We start from the raw sequence: 18,724 nt of genomic DNA on the forward strand, positions 1-18,724 counted from the left end.
TCTGGACCTTTTCTCGTGCCTCACGCAGCGCGGCTTACCGCAGTGATGGATGCCAACGTGACGCAAACCTGGCTGCTGGCGCGGGCCGCTGCAGGCCAGATGAAAGCACAGGCCGAAGGCGGCAAGATCGTGCTGGTGTCGTCGGCGCGCGGGCTTCTGGGCCACCCGGCGGGCTACACCGCCTATTGTGCCTCCAAGGCGGCGGTTGACGGGATTACCAAGGCGCTGGGCTGCGAGCTTGGCCCGACCGGCATCACCGTGAATGCCATTGCGCCCACCGTCTTCCGCTCGCCACTGACCGCGTGGATGTTTGGCGACGACGACAAGGCTAAGGCCGTGCGCGAAGGTTTCCTCGCCCGCGTGCCCAAGGGGCGTCTGGGCGAGCCGGAAGATCTTGCCGGACCGTTGCTGTTTCTCGCCTCCAAGGCATCCGATTTCTACACCGGGCATATTCTCTATGCCGACGGTGGCTACACGGCGGGTTGAGCGATGGTTCCCAAGAAACAACAGATGGCCGTCATCGGTGCCGGGCTCATGGGCCACGGCATCGCCCTGACGCTGGCGCGTGCCGGGCAATACGTGACGATCTCGGACCCAATTGCGGAGACTCTGAAGTCCGCACCCAAGCGGATTTCCGACAGTCTCAAGGTGCTGGGTGCCGACGAGGACGAGATCGCCCGCGCGCTGAAGATGATCGAACTTTGCAGCTCAGTCGGTTCTGCGGTCCGCAAGGCGGATTTCGTCTTCGAGGCCGCGCCGGAAAAGCTCGATCTCAAGCGCCAGATCTTTGCCGAGGTCGAAGCGCATGCGCCCGACCACGCGGTGCTGGCGTCGAACACCTCGGTCATCCAGATCACCCGGATCATGGAAGGGTTGCGACTGCGCGAACGCGCGCTTGGCACCCATTGGTGGAACCCGCCGCACCTGATCCCGCTGGTCGAGGTCATCAAGACCGAATGGACCGACGCTGCAGTGGCCGAGCGGATGTATGCCCTGCTGGAAAGCGCCGGAAAGACCCCGGTGATGGTCGAAAAGGACGTTCCAGGATTTATCGGCAACCGCCTGCAGCACGCGCTTTGGCGCGAGGCGATCAGCCTGGTCGAACGCGACATCTGTGACGCCGAAGCGGTGGATACCGTTGTGAAATCCTGCTTCGGGCGTCGGCTGGCCGTGCTCGGGCCGCTGGAAAACGCGGATCTGGTCGGCACCGATCTGACGCTGGATATCCACGAGAACGTGCTCTTCGACCTCGAAAGCCGTCAGGGTCCGTCGCCCTACCTTGAACAGTTGGTCAGGGACGGCAAGCTGGGCATGAAGAGCGGCGAAGGCTTCCGCAAGTGGACCGAGGCCGAGGCCGAGGCCGTGCGCGCACGCGTCGGCACACACTTGAGAAAACTCGACGGAATTCTCGACTGAGACAACAACCGCCGGAGGGAGACCGGCACCAAGGGAGGACAACATGAGACAACACTTCAAGACACCCTCGCGCCGTGGCTTTCTGGTGGGTGGCACCGCCATGCTCGCCGCGCCGGCGATCCTGCGCAGCACCCGGGCCTATGCCCAGACCCCGACGCTGAAGGTGGGCCACGTCAGCCCGCGCACCGGGCCGCTGGCCGGGTTTGCCGAGGCCGACGATTATGTGCTTGCCGCGGTTCAGGACCATTTCAACGCCGGGATCGAGAACAACGGCAAGACCTGGAACATCGAGATCATCTCGAAGGACAGCCAGTCGAACCCGAACCGAGCTGCCGAAGTTGCTGCCGACCTGATCCTCGGTGACGAGGTCGACATCATCGTCGCCGCCTCGACACCCGACACGGTGAACCCGGTGTCCGACCAGGCCGAGATCAACGAGGTGCCCTGCATCACCACCGACTGCCCCTGGCAGCCCTATTTCTTTGGCCGCAACGGCGTGCCGGGGACGGGTTTCGACTATACCTACCACTTCTTCTGGGGCCTCGAGGACGTGATCGGCGCCTTCCTCGAAATGTGGGACAGTTCGGGCGTTAAAAAGGTTGTCGGCGGGCTGTTCCCGAACGACGCCGACGGCAATGCCTGGGGCGACGCCGAGCTTGGCCTGCCCAGGCCGCTGGCCGCCGCCGGTTACGACCTGACCGACCCGGGCCGTTACCAGCCGCTGACCGACGATTTCTCGAATTACATCAACGCCTTCAAGGACGCAGGTACCGAGATCGTCACCGGCAACATGATCGCGCCTGACTTCGCCACCTTCTGGTCGCAAGCAGCACAGCAGGGGTTCAACCCCAAGATCATGACCATCGGCAAGGCGCTGCTTTTTCCCTCGGTCATCGAATCCCTCGGCGAGCGTGGAGACGGGCTCTCTTCTGAGGTCTGGTGGTCTCCCAACCACCCCTTCGCCTCGTCCCTGACGGGCGCGTCGGCCAAAGAGCTTGCCGAGGGGTACGCCGCCGCATCGGGCCGCCCATGGACCCAGCCGATCGGCTTCAAGCATGCGCTGTTCGAAGTGGTGGCCGACGTCGTCAAACGCGCCGAGGATCTCGAGGATTACGAATCCATCGCCGCGGCGATCCCCGAGACGAAGCTCGACACCATCGTCGGCCGGGTCGATTGGTCCGACGGCCCGATCAACAACGTCACCAAGACGCCGCTGGTTGCGGGTCAGTGGCAGAAAGAGGGCGACGCCTTCGATCTCAAGATCGTGGCCAACAGCCATGCGCCCGACATTCCGCTGACCGGCAAATTGAAGCTGCTTTGATCGCAAGGGGCGGTGGAGTGATCCGCCGCCTATCTCCAATATATGAGGGGGATCGCCATGACACAGATCCTGGAACTCAACGGAGTTTCGAAATCTTTCGGCGCAGTAACGGTGGCGGATGGCCTGACCTACGGTCTCATCCAGGGCGAAGCGCTGGGTGTGCTGGGGCCGAACGGCGCGGGCAAGACCTCAATGTTCAACCTGATCACCGGCACGCTGCAGCCGGATGGCGGGCGCATCACCTTCGCCGGCGAGGATATCACCTCGAATAGTGCCGCGCGCCGGTCGCGCGCCGGGATCGCGCGCAGTTTCCAGGTGCCGCAGCCCTTCACCCACATGACGGTGTTCGAAAACGCCATGGTGGCGGCGACGCAATCCGCCGGTCTGCGCGGGCATGAGGCTGAGCGGCTCTGCGTCGACGTGCTCGACCAGACCGAGCTTCTCGGCAAGGCCAATGACCGCGCCGGGGGGCTGACGCTGCTCAACCGCAAGCGGCTGGAACTGACCCGCGCGCTCTGCGCAAAACCGCGGCTTTTGCTTCTCGACGAGATCGCCGGCGGGCTGACCGAAGCGGAATGCACCTCGCTGATCTCCACCATCAAGTCGATCCATGCCAACGGCGTCTCGATCATCTGGATCGAGCATGTGGTCCACGCACTGATGGCGGTGGTCGAGCGGCTGATCGTGATCGATTTCGGCAGGAAGATCGCCGAGGGCGAGCCCAAGGCGATCATGGACAGCCCCGAGGTGCAGGAAATCTACCTGGGGATTGAAGCCGATGCGTGATGCGATCCTGACACTTACCGGCCTCGATGCCTTCTACGGCGACTTCCAGGCGCTTTACGGCGTCGATCTCACCGTTTCCGAAGGCGAGGTTCTGGCCATCATCGGCGCCAATGGCGCCGGCAAAACAACGCTTTTGCGCTCGATCTCCGGGCTGATCGGTAACAAGCCCGAACAGGTGCGGTTCCGCGGCAAAGCCATCGGCGCGGAACGCCCCGACGTGATCGCGCAGATGGGCCTCGCGATGGTGCCGGAAGGGCGGCAGCTTTTTCCGTCGCTCTCGGTCGAGGAAAACCTGATGATCGGCGGGCGGGTCAATCGCAAGGGGCCGTGGAACCTGCGCAAGGTCTATGACCTTTTCCCGATCCTGGAAGAGTGCAAGGCGCAGGCCTCGACCTCGCTGTCCGGCGGGCAGCAGCAGATGGTCGCCATCGGCCGCGCGCTGATGTCGAACCCGGAACTGATCATGTTAGACGAGATCAGCCTCGGCCTCGCGCCGGTGATCATCCGCGACATCTACAAGGCGCTGCCCGGCATTGTCGGCGGCGGCATGTCGGCGGTGATCGTGGAGCAGGACATCACCAAGGCGCTGGCGGTGTCGTCCCGCGTCTATTGCCTGCAAGAGGGCCGGGTGTCGCTGGAAGGCAAATCCGACGCCGTCTCGCGCGAAGACATCGCGCGCGCCTATTTCGGAGTGGAATGATGGATTTCGTGAATGCAGTTGTGCAAGGCACGCTTCTGGGCGGGCTCTATGCGCTCTTCGCTGCCGGGCTGAGCCTGATCTTCGGAGTCATGCGGCTGGTCAATATCGCCCATGGCGACCTGATCGTGCTGGCAGCCTATCTTGGCCTGACCACGACCGTGGCCTTGGGGGTGCATCCGCTGGTGGCGCTGATCGTGGTGGTGCCTGCGATGGCCGGGATCGGCTATTTGCTGCAACGGGCGGTGCTGAACCATACGCTGGGCGATGATATCCTGCCGCCGTTGCTGGTGACTTTCGGGCTGTCGGTGATCATCCAGAACGCCTTGCTGGAAGGCTATTCCGCCGATCCGCAGAAGATGGACGCAGGTGCCCTGGAAACCGCCTCCGTCGCGCTCGGGCCGCTCTCGCTGGGGGTCTTGCCGCTGCTGACTTTTGCCATCGCCGTCGCAGTGATCGCGGGCCTGCAATAGACCTTTTACCGCACGCCTCTGGGCCGCGCCTTTCGCGCCACCTCGGACAACCAGGACATCGCCCAGCTCATGGGGCTGAACAAGCGCCATGTGTTCGGGCTGGCCATGGCGCTGGCGCTGGCAGTGACGGCGGTGGCGGGGATCCTCTTGGGCATCCGCACCAGTTTCGACCCCTCGGCCGGGGGTGGTCGCCTGATCTTCGGCTTCGAGGCGGTGATCATCGGCGGGCTGGGCAACCTCTGGGGCACCCTCGTCGGCGGCGTCATCCTCGGCGTGGCCCAGACCGTGGGCGCCACGATCAACCCGGGCTGGCAGCTTCTGGCAGGCCACATCGCCTTTCTCGTCATTCTTGCCGTGCGTCCCAACGGCCTTTTCCCGAGGATCTCGGCATGAACACAGATATCCGGATAAGCCGTACCTCGGGCGCCGCCAAGGTCGCCGCCATTCTGGGCGCGCTGATCGCGGTGATCCTGATCGCAGCACCCTACTGGGCGGGCCGGGCCGACATGCGGCTGATGGGGGAGATATTCCTATACCTCGCGCTGGCCTCGCTCTGGAACCTTTTGGCAGGCTACGCCGGGTTGGTCTCGGTCGGGCAGCAAGCCTATGTCGGTTTCGGCGGCTACATGCTGTTTGCGCTGACGATCTTCGCGGGGCTTCCGCCGCTGGTGGCCATTGCCTTGGCAGGCGTGCTGGGCGCGCTGATCTCAATCCCGGTTGCGGCACTGATCTTCCGCCTGCGCGGCGCCTATTTCGCCATCGGTACCTGGGTCATGGCCGAGGTCTTCCGGTTGAGCTTTGCGCAGGTCTCCGCCTTGGGAGGCGGCTCTGGCACCTCACTGCCCACCGACATCGTGCGCTCGATGGCCGATGGCCGCTCGGCGCGCGAGGCGCTCTCCTACTGGCTGGCACTTGGCGCGGCGCTGATCGTCGTCACGGCTGTCTACCTGCTCTTGCGCTCCCGCAAGGGGCTGGCGCTGACGGCAATCCGGGACAATGAACTCGCTTCGGCCTCGCTGGGCATCGACATCTGGCGGACGAAATTCTTCGTCTATGTCGTCACCTCCGGCCTGACCTCAGTTCTCGGCGGCGCTTTGACCAGCTTGCGGGTGATGCCGGCATGCCCCGTCGGAGCCTCTGAACGCTGCCTTTTCGAGATGCTTGCGATTTGGTCTTGTGGCAGGAAATATGGGCTTGTGGCGGTCACCGGGGAGGAGTGCAGCGAATTCGTCCTTCGTCCGCTCCGGTCGGATTCCGGTGGCATGCAGAGAAAGGGCAGAGTGAATTCTGCGCCTGCTGAGGACGTTCAAGGACGGCCTTGACGATGCGAGCTGCATCGCAGCAGAAAGCTTCCCGCGAGTGAGGGCGATTTCTGCGTGAGTTACGGCTGCGTCAGCAATATGCCGCTTTGTCCACACGCTGTGAATTTTACGGCATGTGGATCATGCAGCCGCAGAGAAAGATCGGAACGGCGGGCCAGATTGTAGCAGACTCGCGTTGGCTGGCTGTCTCCTTTGGGCCGGTTGCAGACCGAGGCAGTTGGAAAAGAGATGAACCTGGCCATAGTTCCAATCCGATGGCAGCACGATCAACCTCGCTCGACAAAGGCTTGGTCAGGACCAAGGCCCGGCTCGTCTGCGATTTTTGGTATTGGGAACACGACTGCCAGACATCCGCTGACCGGCGGTGCCCGAAGATCGACCGCGCTGCGCCTCCATTGCGCGTAGCGCGGCCACGCGGTTCTCGGTCGCGGGGTGGGTCGCGAAGATATTGTCGTGTTTGTGCGCGTGCAGCGGGTTGATGATGAACATATGCGCCGTCGCGGGGTGGCGCTCGGCGGCGTGGTTGTCGATCCGGGCCGCGCCCATCGCGATCTTCTCCAGTGCCGAGGCCAGCCAGAGCGGCTGGCCGCAGATCTCGGCGCCCGCCTTGTCGGCGGCATATTCTCGTGTCCGGCTGATTGCCATCTGCACCAGTGCCGCCGCCAAAGGGGCAAGAAACATCATCATCAGCGTGCCGATCAGCCCCATCCGCTCGCGCGAGCCGCCAAAGAACAGCGCGAAGTTGGCCAGCATGGAAATCGCCCCGGCGAAGGTCGCGGTGACGGTCATGATCGCGGTGTCATGGTTGCGGATATGAGCAAGCTCATGGGCGAACACCCCGGCCAGTTCTTCCCGCGTCAGGCTTTGCAGCAGGCCCGAGGTCACCGCCACGGCCGCGTTGGCGGGGTTGCGACCGGTGGCAAAGGCATTGGGCTGGGGCGTGTCGATCAGATAGATCGTCGGCTCGGGCAGGCCCGCGTTGCGCGCAAGCTCGGCGGTCAGGGCGTGCAGGCCGATCCGGTCGCCGGGCAGCACCGGCTGGGCATTGTGCATCCGCAGGACCATCCGGTCCGAGTTCCACCAGGTAAAGGCGTTCATCGCCGCCGCGACGACAAGCGCGATCACCGCGCCACCCGAGCCGCCGATCAGGTAGCCGACGCCCATGAAAAGCGCGGTCATCGCCGCCATCAGCATCGCTGTCTTCACATAGCCCATATTGATCTTCCGAACTTCGCGCCTTGGGACTGCAGAAAATATGGGAGGTTTCCGAGCGGTGCAAGCATGGGCACCAAGACCGCAGGCAAACCTGACTATTGTTAAGACTTGGCGGAATAGCCGGTCTGAGCCGCACGACGACATTTCGGCCGGCGAAATGCCGCGTTTTGGTTCGATGAACACGGCTTTCCCTCGCCCCCACATAAATCTCGGCGGGTCGAACCGCCTGGAGAAGCGCCATCGATCAACTGAGGACCAAGCCCGGAACAGTGCAAATTCATACCCATGGACGCATCGGGTCGCAGGTCCCTTGCACGCCTTGGCAATCAGTCGGACTGCTTACCAAGCCAGCTTGCCACCAGTAATTGACGCAATTCGCGGAGAAGGAGATAAGGTTCAGCCCCGCGATTCCTCTGAAGCACGGTCTGCTGCACATTCCTGTTTTTTTTCACAGAGATTGACACCATATCCTAAGATGCGCTATATTTTAATTTTATATCAATAGCTTATCTAAGAATCCTGCGACCCCAGCCAACCCCCTTAAAGCACGTTAGTTTTCACTGGGATAGGCATAGGTCAAGCGGCCGTCCTTGCGTCTCTACCTCGAAGTGGTACACAAACTGGTTCACATCGCGCGCGGTGTAGGGCGTGGGAACCATCGAGAGGGTGGGGTCCATTTCGTCCGTAGAACCGGAGTCTTCCATTTTCGGTGCCGCTGGCCCGAAATAACAGGCGTCTCGGCGCGCCGGAATTTCTGTCGGCTTCTCTACGCACCCGTGTCCTTTCCGAAGCGGTAAAGCGGTCGTCCGCCCTGCTGCGCGCATCGCCAGTGGCAGGGCTCGCCAAATAGGCGGGAACTGCTGGGTGGCTTATTGGCCAAGCCTCATCAGGAAGGCCCTGAAGGTCCGGCATTGCCGGATTGTGGCTTCGCGATCGGGAAAGATCATATCCGACACGTTGTGGGCGGCGAACCAATTGTACGCTTGGTCAAGTCTTCGCTACATGGCCGACCCGCACCATAGGTCGCAGGACCCTCAACTTGCGTTGAAGCATCTGTTGGACTCCGGGCGTGGTCATCCACTTCTTTCCAAACTTGAGAGGCCCAACGGTTCTTTCTGCGGGGTACGTTCTATCTACCCGTCCACGCCCCTGCCAACAGGAAGCACCACCATCTCGGGGGAAAGTGTTCCGTCCAGATGGTCGAGGATGTTCTGCGCCGACCGCATCGCCATACGCCGCACGCTCTCGGTCGTCATTGCAGCGGAATGCGGGGTCACGATCACACCGGGGTGTTTGAGAAGCGGGTCATCGCGCGCGGGCGGTTCCTTTGCGAAAACGTCGGTCGCGTAGATCGACGGCGTTCCGGTTTCCAGCGCCGCCACCACGGCAGCTTCATCGACCACGCCGCCGCGCCCGGTATTCACCACGATCGCCCCCGGCTTGAGCTGCGCCAGGAGCGTGGCATCGAAGAGGTTGGCGGTTTCGGTTGAAAGCGGCATATGGAGGCTGATCACGTCGGCGTCAGCAACCTCCAAAATATCGGTCGCGCGCCGGTAGCCGTCGGGCAGAGCAGCGTCCTCGGGAAGATACGGATCGAAGATCCGGATCCGCGCACCGAAGGCCGCTGCGCGCTGTGCATAAGCCCGACCGATCCGGCCAAAGCCGAACACCATCGTCTCGGCGTCGCAGAGTTCACGCGCGCCGCGATTTTCAGGCACCGTCCAATCGCCGTTCCGCACCACATGTTGCGCCTGACCAAGATTCTTGCAGGCGGCGAGCGTGAGCATCATCGCGTGTTCGGCCACCGCGACATAGTTGGCATCGGCGGTGATTGCGACGCCGATGCCGAGACTGCGGAGCTGATCGGAGTTAAGGTTGTCGCAGCCGACGCCATGGCGCGAGACCATGCGCAGGCGCGGGGCATCGCAATAATGCGCCTCGGCCACGGTGCGGCCGCGCAGCAAGAGGTAATCGGCCTGCGGCATCTGCGCGGCGATGGCCTGCTCGGTCGGCGTTTCAAGATGCACGATCTCGATGTCGTCGCGCGCTTGCAAGAGCGCCATGCCATCGGGGTGGATCGGGTCGAGAACCAAAACGCGGGCCATCATGCGACCTCCCGCCCCGGTATGGGGCGAAGGCCTGGCCGGCCTGGGGCTTGCGGTCGGGTTCTGACCGGGAACGTGGTCGTATTCATGGGGCGATCCTCCTCAATGGGGCAAGACGGGGCGTGCGGCCCCGGGCGTTCGAGCAGCCGCTGGGCGATGTGTGTTCCGATCGGCAGCGCCGATGTGGCCGCGGGCGACGGCGCGTTGCAGACGAAAACGGCCCGTGGCGTGTCGAGAAACAGGAAGTCGTGGATCAGACTGCCGTCGCGACCCACGGCCTGGGCGCGAATGCCGGCCTCTATCGGCTCCAGATCGTCAAGCTCTAGCGCCGGGCAATACTTGCGGCATTGCGCCAGGTAGCGGCGGCGGAACAGGCTGTTGCGCAGCTCTTCGAGGCCGGGGCGGAGGTTGGCGGCGAGCAACTTCCAGAAGCCCGGGAAAAGCAGCGCATCGCCCATGTCGCGCAGGTTCACCGCGAACCTGTCATAGCCCTCGCGGGCCATGCCCAGCATGGCATTGGGTCCGACGGTGATGGAGCCGTCGATCATGTTGGTCAGGTGAATGCCGAGGAAGGGCAGGTCGGGGTCGGGCACCGGGTAGATCAGGTGGCGCAGTCTGCCCTCCCAGCGCTTTGTCAGGCGAAAATACTCGCCGCGGAACGGCACGATGCGGAAATCGGGGGCAAGACCGGCCATGCGCGCCAGCCGGTCGGCCTGCGCGCCGGAACAGACCACGAGGTTGTGCGCGTGCAGCGTGTCCTGTCCGCTGACCCCAACCGTTACCTCCCCGTCACCTTCGCTGAGGCCCGTCACCTCGGCTTGCAGGCGGATTTCGCCGCCCGCAGCGCGGATGTCGGCGGCCATCGCCTCGCACACGCGGGCATAGTCGACGATGCCGGTGGCGCGCACCAGCAGAGCGCCGAGGCCCGAGATGTCTGGCTCCATCGCCGCCAGCCGTTCGCGGTCGATCCGCTCCACCTCGACCGTGTTCTCGATGGAGCGGCGGTAGAGCGCGTCCATCCGCTCCAGCTCGAGCGCATCAGTGGCGACGATCAGCTTGCCGCAGGTCTTGAACGGTATGTCATGCGCGCGGCAGAAGGCCTTGGTAGCGTCGGCACCGTCGCGGCACAGTTCGGCCTTCAGAGAACCGGGTGCGTAGTAGATGCCGGAGTGGATGACGCCGCTGTTGTGGCCGGTCTGATGGGGTGCCAGCCAGGTCTCTTTTTCGAGCACCACCAGCCTTGCGCCGGGCCGCCGCTCCAGCAGTGCCCTCGCCGTCGCCAGCCCGACGATGCCGCCGCCGATCAGGCAATAATTAAAGGTCATGAGCGCCCTCGTTCAGGGATGCACCCGGTGGCGAGACCGAGAGAATTTCCCGGTGGTGGGCCACGCTGACCGGCCACCGGGCAGTTGCGGCAGAACTGGGGGAGGGTCGCCCTGCCGGAAGGTTTCAGCCGATCTGGAGGGACAGTTCGAACATCAACCAGACCACCACCGCGGCCAGGATGAAGCCGGAAATCCAGCTCCAGGGGCGATAGTTCGGGTCTGTGGCTTCGCGTTCGTCAGGTGCCATGGTTCGCTCCTATTGCGAGAGGTATTCCGGAAGGAAAAGGGCGATCTGCGGGAACATGATAACCATCGCGAGACCGATGATCTGCAACACGATGAACGGCAGCATCGCCACGAAGATCTCTTGCAGCTTCACGTCGCTGGGGGCCACGCTCTTCAGCCAGAAGGCGGCGGGGCCGAAGGGGGGCGACAGGAAGTAGATCTGCATGTTCATCACGAAGAGCACCCCGAACCACAGCGCCGCTTGCTCTGGTTCAAGCCCGAGCGCCGGGCCGAGATCCATCACCACCGGCGCAAAGATCGGCACGGTGATGAAGACGATCGCAATCCACTCCATGAACGTGCCCAGCACCATCAACACCGCCATCATCAGCAGGATGATCAGCATCGGGTGCATGTCGAGCCCGGTGAACAGCTCGCGCATGAAGGCGGCACCACCGATGACGTTGTAGATGCCCACGAGGCTCACCGCGCCGAGCACCAGCCAGATGATGGTGCCCACGGTGGTGGTGGTGCGCATCAGCGCGTCGAGCAGCATCTTCCAGTTCAGTTCCATGCGGATCGCGGCGACGATGCAGGCACCGATCACGCCGACGCCCGCGGCCTCGGTGACCGAGGCGATGCCGGCATAGATGCTGCCCATCACCATGCCGATGACCAGCAGCGCCATGATCACCGCGATCAGGCGGTGGCGCGCCAGGGTCTGCTCTTCTCCGGCGCGTTCAGCGATCTCCGAGGAGGTCGGCGCCATTTGCGGCCGGAGCCGGCAGATCACCAGGATGTAGAGGATGTAGAGCGAGGCATAGAGCATGCCCGGCAAGGCACCGGCCATGAACAGGTCGCCGATGCCGACCTGGGCCGCAAGGCCATAGACGATCATGATGATCGAGGGCGGGATCAGCGTGGCCAGAGAGCCGGCGGCGCAGATTACCCCCATCGCCAGCTTGCGATCGTAGCCCAGCCGCAGCATTTGCGGCAGCGCGACGAGGCCCAGCATCACGATCTCGCCGCCCATAATGCCGGTCATGGCGGCCAGCACCACGGCGACGACAGTGGTTTGCACCGCCACGCCACCGCGCAGGTTGCCCGCGAAGATGCTCATCGCGTCGAACAGATCCTTGGCGACGCCGGAGCGTTCGAGGATGCAGCTCATCAGGACGAAGAGCGGCACCGCGACCAGGGTGTAATGCTCCAGCAGCCCGGTGACGTTGGACGACACCAGAAACAACCCGCGCGGACCGAAGTAGAGCAGCGCGCAGAAAATCGACACCGTCAGTGTCGCCACGCCCAGCGGCATGCCCGTCATCATCAACACCAGCAGGGCAGCAACGATGAAGACGGTAACCCAGCTCAGCGGGAGCGATCGGATATCCATCTCGCGGCCCAGATTGCTCAGCGGCTCCAGCGGCGAGAACAGCGACCAGAAGAAATCGGTAAGGGCGCTGCTGCCGAGATAATGATCGAGCAGAAGCGCCAGGATGCGCAGCGCCAGCACGATGCCCGCAATCGTGACGACCCTACGCCACAGGCGGCTCCTGACATCTTCCAACAGGTTGCCAAACAGCTGCACCACATAAAGCACGGTGCCAGCGACCAGGCCGATCTTCAGCATCATCGGCATCGGCGAGTTGAAGCCGCTGCCAGTTCGCTGGACCAGATCGACAGCCTTCAACATCGGCGTCAGCGAGGCTTCAAGCAGAATGTAAATCGCGACCGCGCTGACGATGGTGGAGACCATGCCAAGCGCCCGGCGGGTCTGTTCGCTGGCCATGTCGGTGATGACGGTGATGGCGATATGGCGACGATAGAGCGTGACATAGCCGGCCGAAAGCACCCAGGCCAGGGCGCAGAGCGTCATCACCACTTCAAAGGCCCATTGGGTGGGCGAAGCCAGCACATAGCGGGTGAACACCTCGAAGACGGTGATCGCCGCGCAAACCAGATAAAGCGGGGGGATGGCGTGGCCGATGAAACGGCTCAAATGCGCGATCACGGACGGCATCCGGCCCGGATGGCGGGCGGTGTCGAAATCGAGTATTTCGGTATCGGTCGGCATTCGGTTCTCTCAGCCTCGTCTGCAATGCGGAAAAATCGAGGCAGCGTCCGCCGCCGCCCCGCTGTGGCTCCCCCGCGCCCGAACCCGGACACAAGGGAGTTGCGAAGTTATTCGAGCAGGCCGGCGTCGCGCAGGTACTGCACCTGTACCTCATAGGCCTCCTGCGCCAGCGGCGAGAGCTTGGCGTAGTCCTCCCAGACCGATTTTGCGATCTCGCGGAATTTGGCCCGGTCCTCGGGCGACCAGTCGATGATTTCCTTTACGTCGGTTCCGCCGGCGCGATCCTTGGCGATGATCTTGTAGTCTTCCAGGTTGGAATAGCGGCGCAGGTCGGGCAACGCGGCCATGTACCAGGTGTTGATCATTTCCTGCTGGGCGGGCGTAAAGGCATCCCATACGTCCTTATTGAAGGTGAGGTACAGGATCGCCTGGCTGTGGATGCCGGGCTGGATCGGGTAGGGGGCCACCTTGTGCAGGCCGGTCGCATGGTTGTTGACATAGGCACTGGCATCCGCGGCGTCGATAATGCCCTTCTCCAGAGAGGTGTAGACCTCGGAGAACGGGATCGGCACCGACGTGGCCCCTGCGCGGCTGAACAGCTCGGCAGGCAGGCCCTCGGGTGCGCGGACCTTCAGGCCCTTCAGGTCTGCGACACCACGGATTGGCACCGCAGAGGGCAGCGATTCACGGGTGTAGGGGGCGCAGCCGACCACATGCACCATGTTGTCGGAATACTTGTCGACCAGCTTTTGCAGGAACGCCTTGCCGCCGGCATTCATGCACATGGTTTGGCCCTGGTCGGGGTTGTCATAGGCCGCCACCATGTCGGCGAACATGCCGAAGGCCGGGTCTTTGCCGGTCGAACGGCTGACGGCGTCGTGGAACCCGTCGAGAATGCCCATCGACACGGCATCAAGCCCTTCGGCGGCGGGCACCACGGAATTGATCGGCAAAAGCTCCAGCTCGATTTCGCCACCGCTCATCGCGGTCAGGCGCGGCACCCAGACATTCTGCAAATATTGCAGGGTGAAATCGCCCGCGTTCTGACTGGTTTGCAGCCGGTAAATCTCGGCCCCGGCCCCGGTGGCCAGACCCGCGGCGAGCGCGGCCGCGCATAGTGTTTTCATGAGTTTCATGTCTCTCTCCTCTCTCAATCTACGTTTTCTGTGCCTGTGCGACATCGCCCGGCGACGTGTCTTCAGCCCAGGGGCTGGCGTCGGCGAGCATGGTTCGGTCGACCCGGACCGGCAGCGCCAGCAGGCGGAACGACATCGTCTTGCCGTGACCGTCGAGGTTGAGCGCGGTGTTCACGCCGCCTTCCAGCACATCGTCGATGACAAAGTTGAAGGCGTTGATCCGGGGCATCTCGTAGCGGCGAACTGCGGTGGCTCCGCGGTGGCGGAAGACCTCGAGCACCCGCGCCTCGGTGAGCTGCTCGGCCAAAAGCGGCCAGGCCTCGGGCTTGTAGGGGATCACGCTTATGTTGAGCCGGTTACCCTTGTCTCCGGCGCGGCCATGCGCGACCTCGTGCAGCGGAACTTCGATCATGCCTGCTCCTCCAGAAAGCGCGCCTGTGCCGGAACATCGCGGCGAGGCACCAGGCAGGAGCGCGTGGCGACCCGACGGGTCGTGTGCCAGCGCGCCCCTCCGGTACCGGCCGGCCCGCAGCAAAGCATCGCCAGCGCCTCCCGCGCGGCCTGGTCAACATCTTCCTGGTGCGGCCCGGCAGCAGCGATCCGCACCCGCACCTCGACGGGCTCGGGCCCTGCGTGGGCGCGCGTCAGGTCGCCTGCGTCATTGTCATGCACCGCGCCCATGCCGATCAGGTCGATCCGGCTGCGCACCGCGAGCTGGCGGATGCGCAGCCGTTCGCGCAGCGCATCCGCCATCGCCATTGCTCGCGCGCGGCAGTTGGGGCCGGCCACGCTGACCTCTCCCTCGCCCAGCCAGCCGCCGTCGTGGCTGATCGTCACCTTCAGGTCCTCGGGCCGCGGCTGCCCGGCGATGCCATCCACGCGCACCCGGTCGGGCGCGATCTCCTCCAGGGTGATGGCGGTCATGTCGACGGTGACATCCGGCGTGACGTAGCGCGACGGGTCGTGCACCTCGTAGAGCAGTTGCTCGGTCACGCTGGCCACGCTGACGCGCCCGCCGGTATCGTCGGCCTTGGTCACCACCAGGCCGCCGTCGGCCTCCACCTCGGCGATCGGAAAGCCGATGTTGGCGGGGTCCGGAATGTCCTTGTAGCCGGGATCGAAGAACACGCCGCCGGCAAGCTGCGCGCCGCATTCCAGCAGATGCCCGGCCACCGCGCCCACGGCCAGCTTGTCCCAGTCCTCGGCGGACCAGCCGAAATGCCAGATCAGCGGGGCAAGCGCCAGCGACGGATCGCCGGTGCGGCCGGTCACCACCACGTCGGCACCGCCACGCAGGGCTGCAACGATGGGCTGCGCATCGAGATAGGCGTTGGCGGCGATGATGTCGCCGCCATGGGTGTCGATCCCGGCATCGGCCTCGAACACCGGGTATGTTTCCAGCGGCAGGCCGCGCACATCATCGCCCTCGACAATGCCGACCTTGACCGGACGCAGACCCAGCTCTTTGGCGAGCGCCGCGATCCGGCGCGCCGCACCCTGCGGGTTGGCACCGCCGAAATTGCCAATGATCGGAATGCCGTGTTCAAGGCAGAGGCCCAACACCGGTGCCAGCAGCCGGTCGAGCATGGGCTCGAAACCCTTGTCGGCGTCGGCGTTGCGGGCCATCTGCGCCAGCGCCACGGTGCGTTCGCCAAGCACTTCGAAGAACAACGCCGAGGGCAGGCCGCGCGAGATAAGCGTGCGCACCACCGGCAGCGCCGCATCGACCCGGTCGCCGGAAAACCCCGCGGCATTGCCGATCAGGAATCGTTTGCTGGTCATGTCTTCTTCCTCATCCACTTGCGGGAAGTGAGCCAGATTGCCGCCATAATTGTCAACAACTTTATTGACACAAATGTCCACCTGCTCATCACGCAGCCGGGCGCACCCCGCGGCACGAGGCGCAAGCACGATTTCAAAGGATATGCTGCTTAATCCGCCGGTGCTGTCAGCAGCGGCGCGGGGCGTTCAGCCCACCTGTTCGCTGCGGCCATGTTTCAGCTCCCAGGCGCGGCGGTATGCGATGCTGGAATCGGGCAGATGCACCCGCACCGCCTCGACATATCGCGCGGTGTCGCATTGCCGCATCGCCTCGACGATCTCGCGGTGCTGGGCCACCACCACGTCGAGATGCCCCGGATCGTTGTATTTTACCGCCCGGATGCTGTGCACGCGGCGCGAGTATTCCTCGATCACCCGTTGCAGCATCTCGTTGGGGCAGAACGAATACTGGTGTCGGTGCAGCTCGACATTAAGCCGGAATACCCGGCGCAGGTCGCGCGCGGAGGCCGCCTCGGCATGGGTTTCCACCAGTTCCTCCATCTGCCCCAGCCCGGCCGGCGGGATCGGAAACGGCGTGCGTTCGGCGGCCCGCAACTCGAGGATCTCGCGCACCTCGTAGAGGTCGTCGATCTCGTCAGGCGTCGGCTCCACCACCAGCGCACCGCGATTGGGAACACGGGTCACCAATCCGCGGTTCTCTAGCTCGCCGAGGATGCTGCGCAGCAGGTAGCGGCTGAGACCAAATCGCTTTTGCAGCGCATCCTCCACGATCCGGGATCCCGGTGGATATAGGCCGAAGACGATGTCTTCCTCGATCTGGTCAATCACTTCCATGAACTGCGCATGCCTCCCGCTCCACTCTGGTTCAATAAAGTGCCTTCACCGTCTTGTCACCCGCGTCTGGCCGCGCATTGCGAAGCATGTCGGCGACGGCGGCCGAGAAGATCTTGGTGTCGGTTGACAGCGACGCAAGGTTGAACCCGTCTTTCAGCTTGGCCGCGGCGACGGCGGAATTTCCGGTGTGGATGCCGGCAAAGCGCCCGGCGGCCTGGGCCTTTTCACGGATCGTCACGATCGCCTCTTCGACCTCGGGCGCGATGTTCTCGAGCGAGGGCGGGTAGCCCATCGAGATCGCCAGGTCGGACGGCCCGATATAGACTGCATCGAGCCCTTCGACGGTGAGAATATCATCGAGGTTGTCCAGCGCCTCGCGGGTTTCGATCATCGCCAGGGTGGCGATGCGGGTCTTGGCCTGTTCCTGGTAGTCGGCACCGTAGGCGATGGAGGCGCGCGTCGGCCCGAAAGAGCGAGACCCGCGCGGCGCGTAGTGGCAGGCCGACACGAAGGCCTCGGCTTCGGCGCGGGTGTTGATCATCGGGCAGATGATGCCGGTAAACCCTGCGTCGAGCAGCGCCATGATGAAGCCGGGGTCATTCCAGCGCACGCGGGCCAGCTTTGGCACGTCGCTCACGCCCATCGCCTGGAGCATCGTCAGCGCCATCTGGTAATCCACCAGCCCATGCTGAAGGTCGATCGTCAGCGTGTCGAACGGCTGCCGCGCGACGATCTCGGCGGTCACCGTCGAGGGCATGGCGCACCAGCCGTTGATGCATTTGTCGCCGTTCTCCCAGATCTCGCGTACGCTCGGAATCGACATGCTTTTTCCTTTCGTTGTTCAAATCCTGTCACGGAGCACAGTGCCGCGCTCGCAGTTAGGCCATGGCCTCGTGTTCCAGCCCCTGGGCGTCAAGGCCCATCTCTTCGGCCAGGTCGAGTATGGCCAGCATCACGCCGGGAGGCACCGTAAGCCCGTTCAACCGGGTGTGGTGCTGGCGCGCGCGTTCCGGGTCGCCGGGGATCTGCACGCGCTCCAACCCTGCTTCGGGTCGCAGTCCGCGGACGAAATCGATGTAGTCGCGCACCTCGGCCGCGAAGCCGCCGGTGTCGTCGAGCCGTGCCGGATCAATGACGATGGCGACATAGCCATTGCCGAAGATCCCGTCGCCCTGCTTGTTGGTGCCGTTCCCGGTGAGCGCCCCGGCCAGAAGTTCGCAGGCCAGCGCCAGGCCCGAGCCCTTGTGGTCCCCCATGGTGCGCAGCGCACCGGTGCCGGCCCGCGGGTCCGGCACCGGTGCGTTCAGGGTGTCGCCATAAAGGACCTGCGGGTCCGAGGTCCGCTGACCATCGCTGCCCACCAGGGCCTCGGGCGGCAGCGGCGGTCCACCGCGCGCGGCGACCAGCGCCTTGCCTTCGGCGACCATGGAGGTGGCGAAATCGAGGATGAAATCATCGCCGCCCGGATTGGGCACGCCAATGGCGATGGGCGCGGTGGAACAGGCCGCCTCGGCCGAACCGAAGGGTGCCACGATCCGCGAGCCGCCGACATTGACGAAATGCAGCGAGACAAAGCCGGCCCGCGCGGCTTGTTCGGCATAGGCACCCAGCCGGCCGATATGGCCGGCGTGGCGCATCGCGATGATTGCGGTTCCGTGGCTGCGGGCGCGCTCGATACCTATGGAAATGGCCTCCCCGGCAAGCCGCTGGCCCATGCCGGACTGCCCGTCGAGCTGCACCAGCGCGCCGATATCGGCGATCACCTTTGCCGCGCGGTTGGCCTTGATCTTGCCCGATCGCAGCCATTGCACATAGCGTGAAATCCGGACGACACCGTGACTGTCATGCCCGCGTGCGCTTGCCTCGACCAGGTGATCGGCGACGATCCGCGCCTCTTCTGGCGCGCAGCCTTCGTGTTCCAACATGGCACACAGAAGGTCGGACAGATTGCCGGTATCCACGGGGTATGCAGTCATCCGCTTGTCGCTCCTTCTCGGTGCCGGCAATCCCCGG

The 18,724-nt window shown here is 64.1% G+C and carries 18 protein-coding genes and 1 pseudogene; 8 read left to right on the forward strand and 11 right to left on the reverse strand.

The window, feature by feature from the left end:
- Positions 1-15 precede the first annotated feature (15 nt).
- The 8 genes and pseudogenes from B8991_RS17345 to B8991_RS17375 all read left to right on the forward strand — a co-directional run bounded on the left by B8991_RS17345 (position 16) and on the right by B8991_RS17375 (position 6,015).
- The gene (locus tag B8991_RS17345) at positions 16-486 is read left to right on the forward strand and encodes an SDR family NAD(P)-dependent oxidoreductase (protein WP_218673245.1); all 471 of its coding nucleotides are present in this window, start codon (positions 16-18) and stop codon (positions 484-486) included.
- Between the two features lie 3 nt (positions 487-489).
- Positions 490-1,416, forward strand: a complete 927-nt coding sequence (locus B8991_RS17350; RefSeq protein ID WP_218673246.1) for a 3-hydroxyacyl-CoA dehydrogenase family protein — start codon at positions 490-492, stop codon at positions 1,414-1,416.
- Positions 1,417-1,459: 43 nt separating this feature from the next.
- Positions 1,460-2,737, forward strand: coding sequence for an ABC transporter substrate-binding protein (locus B8991_RS17355; RefSeq protein ID WP_084354194.1), 1,278 nt, complete (start codon positions 1,460-1,462; stop codon positions 2,735-2,737).
- A gap of 57 nt (positions 2,738-2,794) precedes the next feature.
- On the forward strand, positions 2,795-3,523 hold the full coding sequence (locus B8991_RS17360; RefSeq protein ID WP_084354195.1) for an ABC transporter ATP-binding protein: 729 nt from the start codon (positions 2,795-2,797) through the stop codon (positions 3,521-3,523).
- On the forward strand, positions 3,516-4,223 hold the full coding sequence (locus B8991_RS17365) for an ABC transporter ATP-binding protein (RefSeq protein WP_084354196.1): 708 nt from the start codon (positions 3,516-3,518) through the stop codon (positions 4,221-4,223). Before B8991_RS17360 ends, B8991_RS17365 begins: the two co-directional genes overlap by 8 nt.
- Complete coding sequence (locus B8991_RS22030) at positions 4,223-4,693, forward strand: branched-chain amino acid ABC transporter permease (protein ID WP_235866676.1); 471 nt, start codon at positions 4,223-4,225, stop codon at positions 4,691-4,693. The genes B8991_RS17365 and B8991_RS22030 overlap by 1 nt, the downstream gene beginning before the upstream one ends.
- A 15-nt stretch (positions 4,694-4,708) precedes the next feature.
- Positions 4,709-5,086: pseudogene (locus B8991_RS22035) on the forward strand (ABC transporter permease subunit); the annotation flags it as partial.
- Positions 5,083-6,015, forward strand: coding sequence for a branched-chain amino acid ABC transporter permease (locus B8991_RS17375; protein ID WP_084354197.1), 933 nt, complete (start codon positions 5,083-5,085; stop codon positions 6,013-6,015). The pseudogene B8991_RS22035 and the gene B8991_RS17375, both read left to right, overlap by 4 nt.
- Positions 6,016-6,306: 291 nt before the next feature.
- Here the strand turns inward: B8991_RS17375 and htpX are convergent, their stop codons facing one another.
- The 11 genes from htpX to B8991_RS17425 form a co-directional block, all read right to left on the reverse strand.
- Entirely contained in the window at positions 6,307-7,230 is a 924-nt protein-coding gene (gene htpX / locus B8991_RS17380; RefSeq protein WP_084354198.1) for a zinc metalloprotease HtpX, read from the reverse strand.
- Positions 7,231-8,363: 1,133 nt separating this feature from the next.
- A complete protein-coding gene (locus B8991_RS17385) occupies positions 8,364-9,335 on the reverse strand; it encodes an NAD(P)-dependent oxidoreductase (RefSeq protein ID WP_179141534.1) in 972 nt (323 codons plus the stop codon).
- The gene (gene lhgO / locus B8991_RS17390) at positions 9,335-10,660 is read right to left on the reverse strand and encodes an L-2-hydroxyglutarate oxidase (RefSeq protein WP_084354200.1); all 1,326 of its coding nucleotides are present in this window, start codon (positions 10,658-10,660) and stop codon (positions 9,335-9,337) included. The genes B8991_RS17385 and lhgO overlap by 1 nt, the downstream gene beginning before the upstream one ends.
- 124 nt (positions 10,661-10,784) lie before the next feature.
- Complete coding sequence (locus tag B8991_RS21740; protein ID WP_218673247.1) at positions 10,785-10,907, reverse strand: olfactory receptor; 123 nt, start codon at positions 10,905-10,907, stop codon at positions 10,785-10,787.
- A gap of 9 nt (positions 10,908-10,916) precedes the next feature.
- Positions 10,917-12,959, reverse strand: a complete 2,043-nt coding sequence (locus tag B8991_RS17395; RefSeq protein WP_235866677.1) for a TRAP transporter large permease subunit — start codon at positions 12,957-12,959, stop codon at positions 10,917-10,919.
- A gap of 107 nt (positions 12,960-13,066) precedes the next feature.
- On the reverse strand, positions 13,067-14,095 hold the full coding sequence (dctP, locus tag B8991_RS17400; RefSeq protein ID WP_084354201.1) for a TRAP transporter substrate-binding protein DctP: 1,029 nt from the start codon (positions 14,093-14,095) through the stop codon (positions 13,067-13,069).
- A gap of 19 nt (positions 14,096-14,114) precedes the next feature.
- Positions 14,115-14,507 (reverse strand): AtuA-related protein, encoded by a 393-nt coding sequence (locus B8991_RS17405; RefSeq protein ID WP_218673248.1) that lies wholly within the window; start codon positions 14,505-14,507, stop codon positions 14,115-14,117.
- Positions 14,504-15,877: an acyclic terpene utilization AtuA family protein gene (locus tag B8991_RS17410; protein WP_084354254.1), complete on the reverse strand. Its 1,374-nt coding sequence runs from the start codon at positions 15,875-15,877 to the stop codon at positions 14,504-14,506. Before B8991_RS17410 ends, B8991_RS17405 begins: the two co-directional genes overlap by 4 nt.
- A 186-nt stretch (positions 15,878-16,063) precedes the next feature.
- On the reverse strand, positions 16,064-16,711 hold the full coding sequence (locus B8991_RS17415) for a GntR family transcriptional regulator (protein WP_084354202.1): 648 nt from the start codon (positions 16,709-16,711) through the stop codon (positions 16,064-16,066).
- Between the two features lie 31 nt (positions 16,712-16,742).
- Positions 16,743-17,534 carry an HpcH/HpaI aldolase family protein gene (locus B8991_RS17420; protein WP_084354203.1) on the reverse strand — a complete coding sequence of 264 codons (792 nt, stop codon included), beginning with the start codon at positions 17,532-17,534 and terminating at the stop codon, positions 16,743-16,745.
- Positions 17,535-17,589: 55 nt separating this feature from the next.
- Positions 17,590-18,687 carry an Ldh family oxidoreductase gene (locus B8991_RS17425; RefSeq protein WP_084354204.1) on the reverse strand — a complete coding sequence of 366 codons (1,098 nt, stop codon included), beginning with the start codon at positions 18,685-18,687 and terminating at the stop codon, positions 17,590-17,592.
- Between the last annotated feature and the right edge of the window lie 37 nt (positions 18,688-18,724).

Source organism: Primorskyibacter flagellatus, from assembly GCF_900176485.1.
Taxonomy (GTDB): domain Bacteria; phylum Pseudomonadota; class Alphaproteobacteria; order Rhodobacterales; family Rhodobacteraceae; genus Primorskyibacter; species Primorskyibacter flagellatus.

Excerpts from the sequence above, each read along its gene's own strand:
- B8991_RS17350 (WP_218673246.1), top strand. The coding sequence starts at position 490 with ATGGTTCCCAAGAAACAACAGATGGCCGTCATCGGTGCCGGGCTCATG.
- B8991_RS17355 (WP_084354194.1), top strand. The coding sequence starts at position 1,460 with ATGAGACAACACTTCAAGACACCCTCGCGCCGTGGCTTTCTGGTGGGT.
- B8991_RS17360 (WP_084354195.1), top strand. The coding sequence starts at position 2,795 with ATGACACAGATCCTGGAACTCAACGGAGTTTCGAAATCTTTCGGCGCA.
- B8991_RS17365 (WP_084354196.1), top strand. The coding sequence starts at position 3,516 with ATGCGTGATGCGATCCTGACACTTACCGGCCTCGATGCCTTCTACGGC.
- B8991_RS22030 (WP_235866676.1), top strand. The coding sequence starts at position 4,223 with ATGGATTTCGTGAATGCAGTTGTGCAAGGCACGCTTCTGGGCGGGCTC.
- B8991_RS17375 (WP_084354197.1), top strand. The coding sequence starts at position 5,083 with ATGAACACAGATATCCGGATAAGCCGTACCTCGGGCGCCGCCAAGGTC.
- htpX (WP_084354198.1), bottom strand. The coding sequence starts at position 7,230 with ATGGGCTATGTGAAGACAGCGATGCTGATGGCGGCGATGACCGCGCTT.
- B8991_RS17385 (WP_179141534.1), bottom strand. The coding sequence starts at position 9,335 with ATGGCCCGCGTTTTGGTTCTCGACCCGATCCACCCCGATGGCATGGCG.
- lhgO (WP_084354200.1), bottom strand. The coding sequence starts at position 10,660 with ATGACCTTTAATTATTGCCTGATCGGCGGCGGCATCGTCGGGCTGGCG.
- B8991_RS21740 (WP_218673247.1), bottom strand. The coding sequence starts at position 10,907 with ATGGCACCTGACGAACGCGAAGCCACAGACCCGAACTATCGCCCCTGG.
- B8991_RS17395 (WP_235866677.1), bottom strand. The coding sequence starts at position 12,959 with ATGCCGACCGATACCGAAATACTCGATTTCGACACCGCCCGCCATCCG.
- dctP (WP_084354201.1), bottom strand. The coding sequence starts at position 14,095 with ATGAAACTCATGAAAACACTATGCGCGGCCGCGCTCGCCGCGGGTCTG.
- B8991_RS17405 (WP_218673248.1), bottom strand. The coding sequence starts at position 14,507 with ATGATCGAAGTTCCGCTGCACGAGGTCGCGCATGGCCGCGCCGGAGAC.
- B8991_RS17410 (WP_084354254.1), bottom strand. The coding sequence starts at position 15,877 with ATGACCAGCAAACGATTCCTGATCGGCAATGCCGCGGGGTTTTCCGGC.
- B8991_RS17415 (WP_084354202.1), bottom strand. The coding sequence starts at position 16,711 with ATGGAAGTGATTGACCAGATCGAGGAAGACATCGTCTTCGGCCTATAT.
- B8991_RS17420 (WP_084354203.1), bottom strand. The coding sequence starts at position 17,534 with ATGTCGATTCCGAGCGTACGCGAGATCTGGGAGAACGGCGACAAATGC.
- B8991_RS17425 (WP_084354204.1), bottom strand. The coding sequence starts at position 18,687 with ATGACTGCATACCCCGTGGATACCGGCAATCTGTCCGACCTTCTGTGT.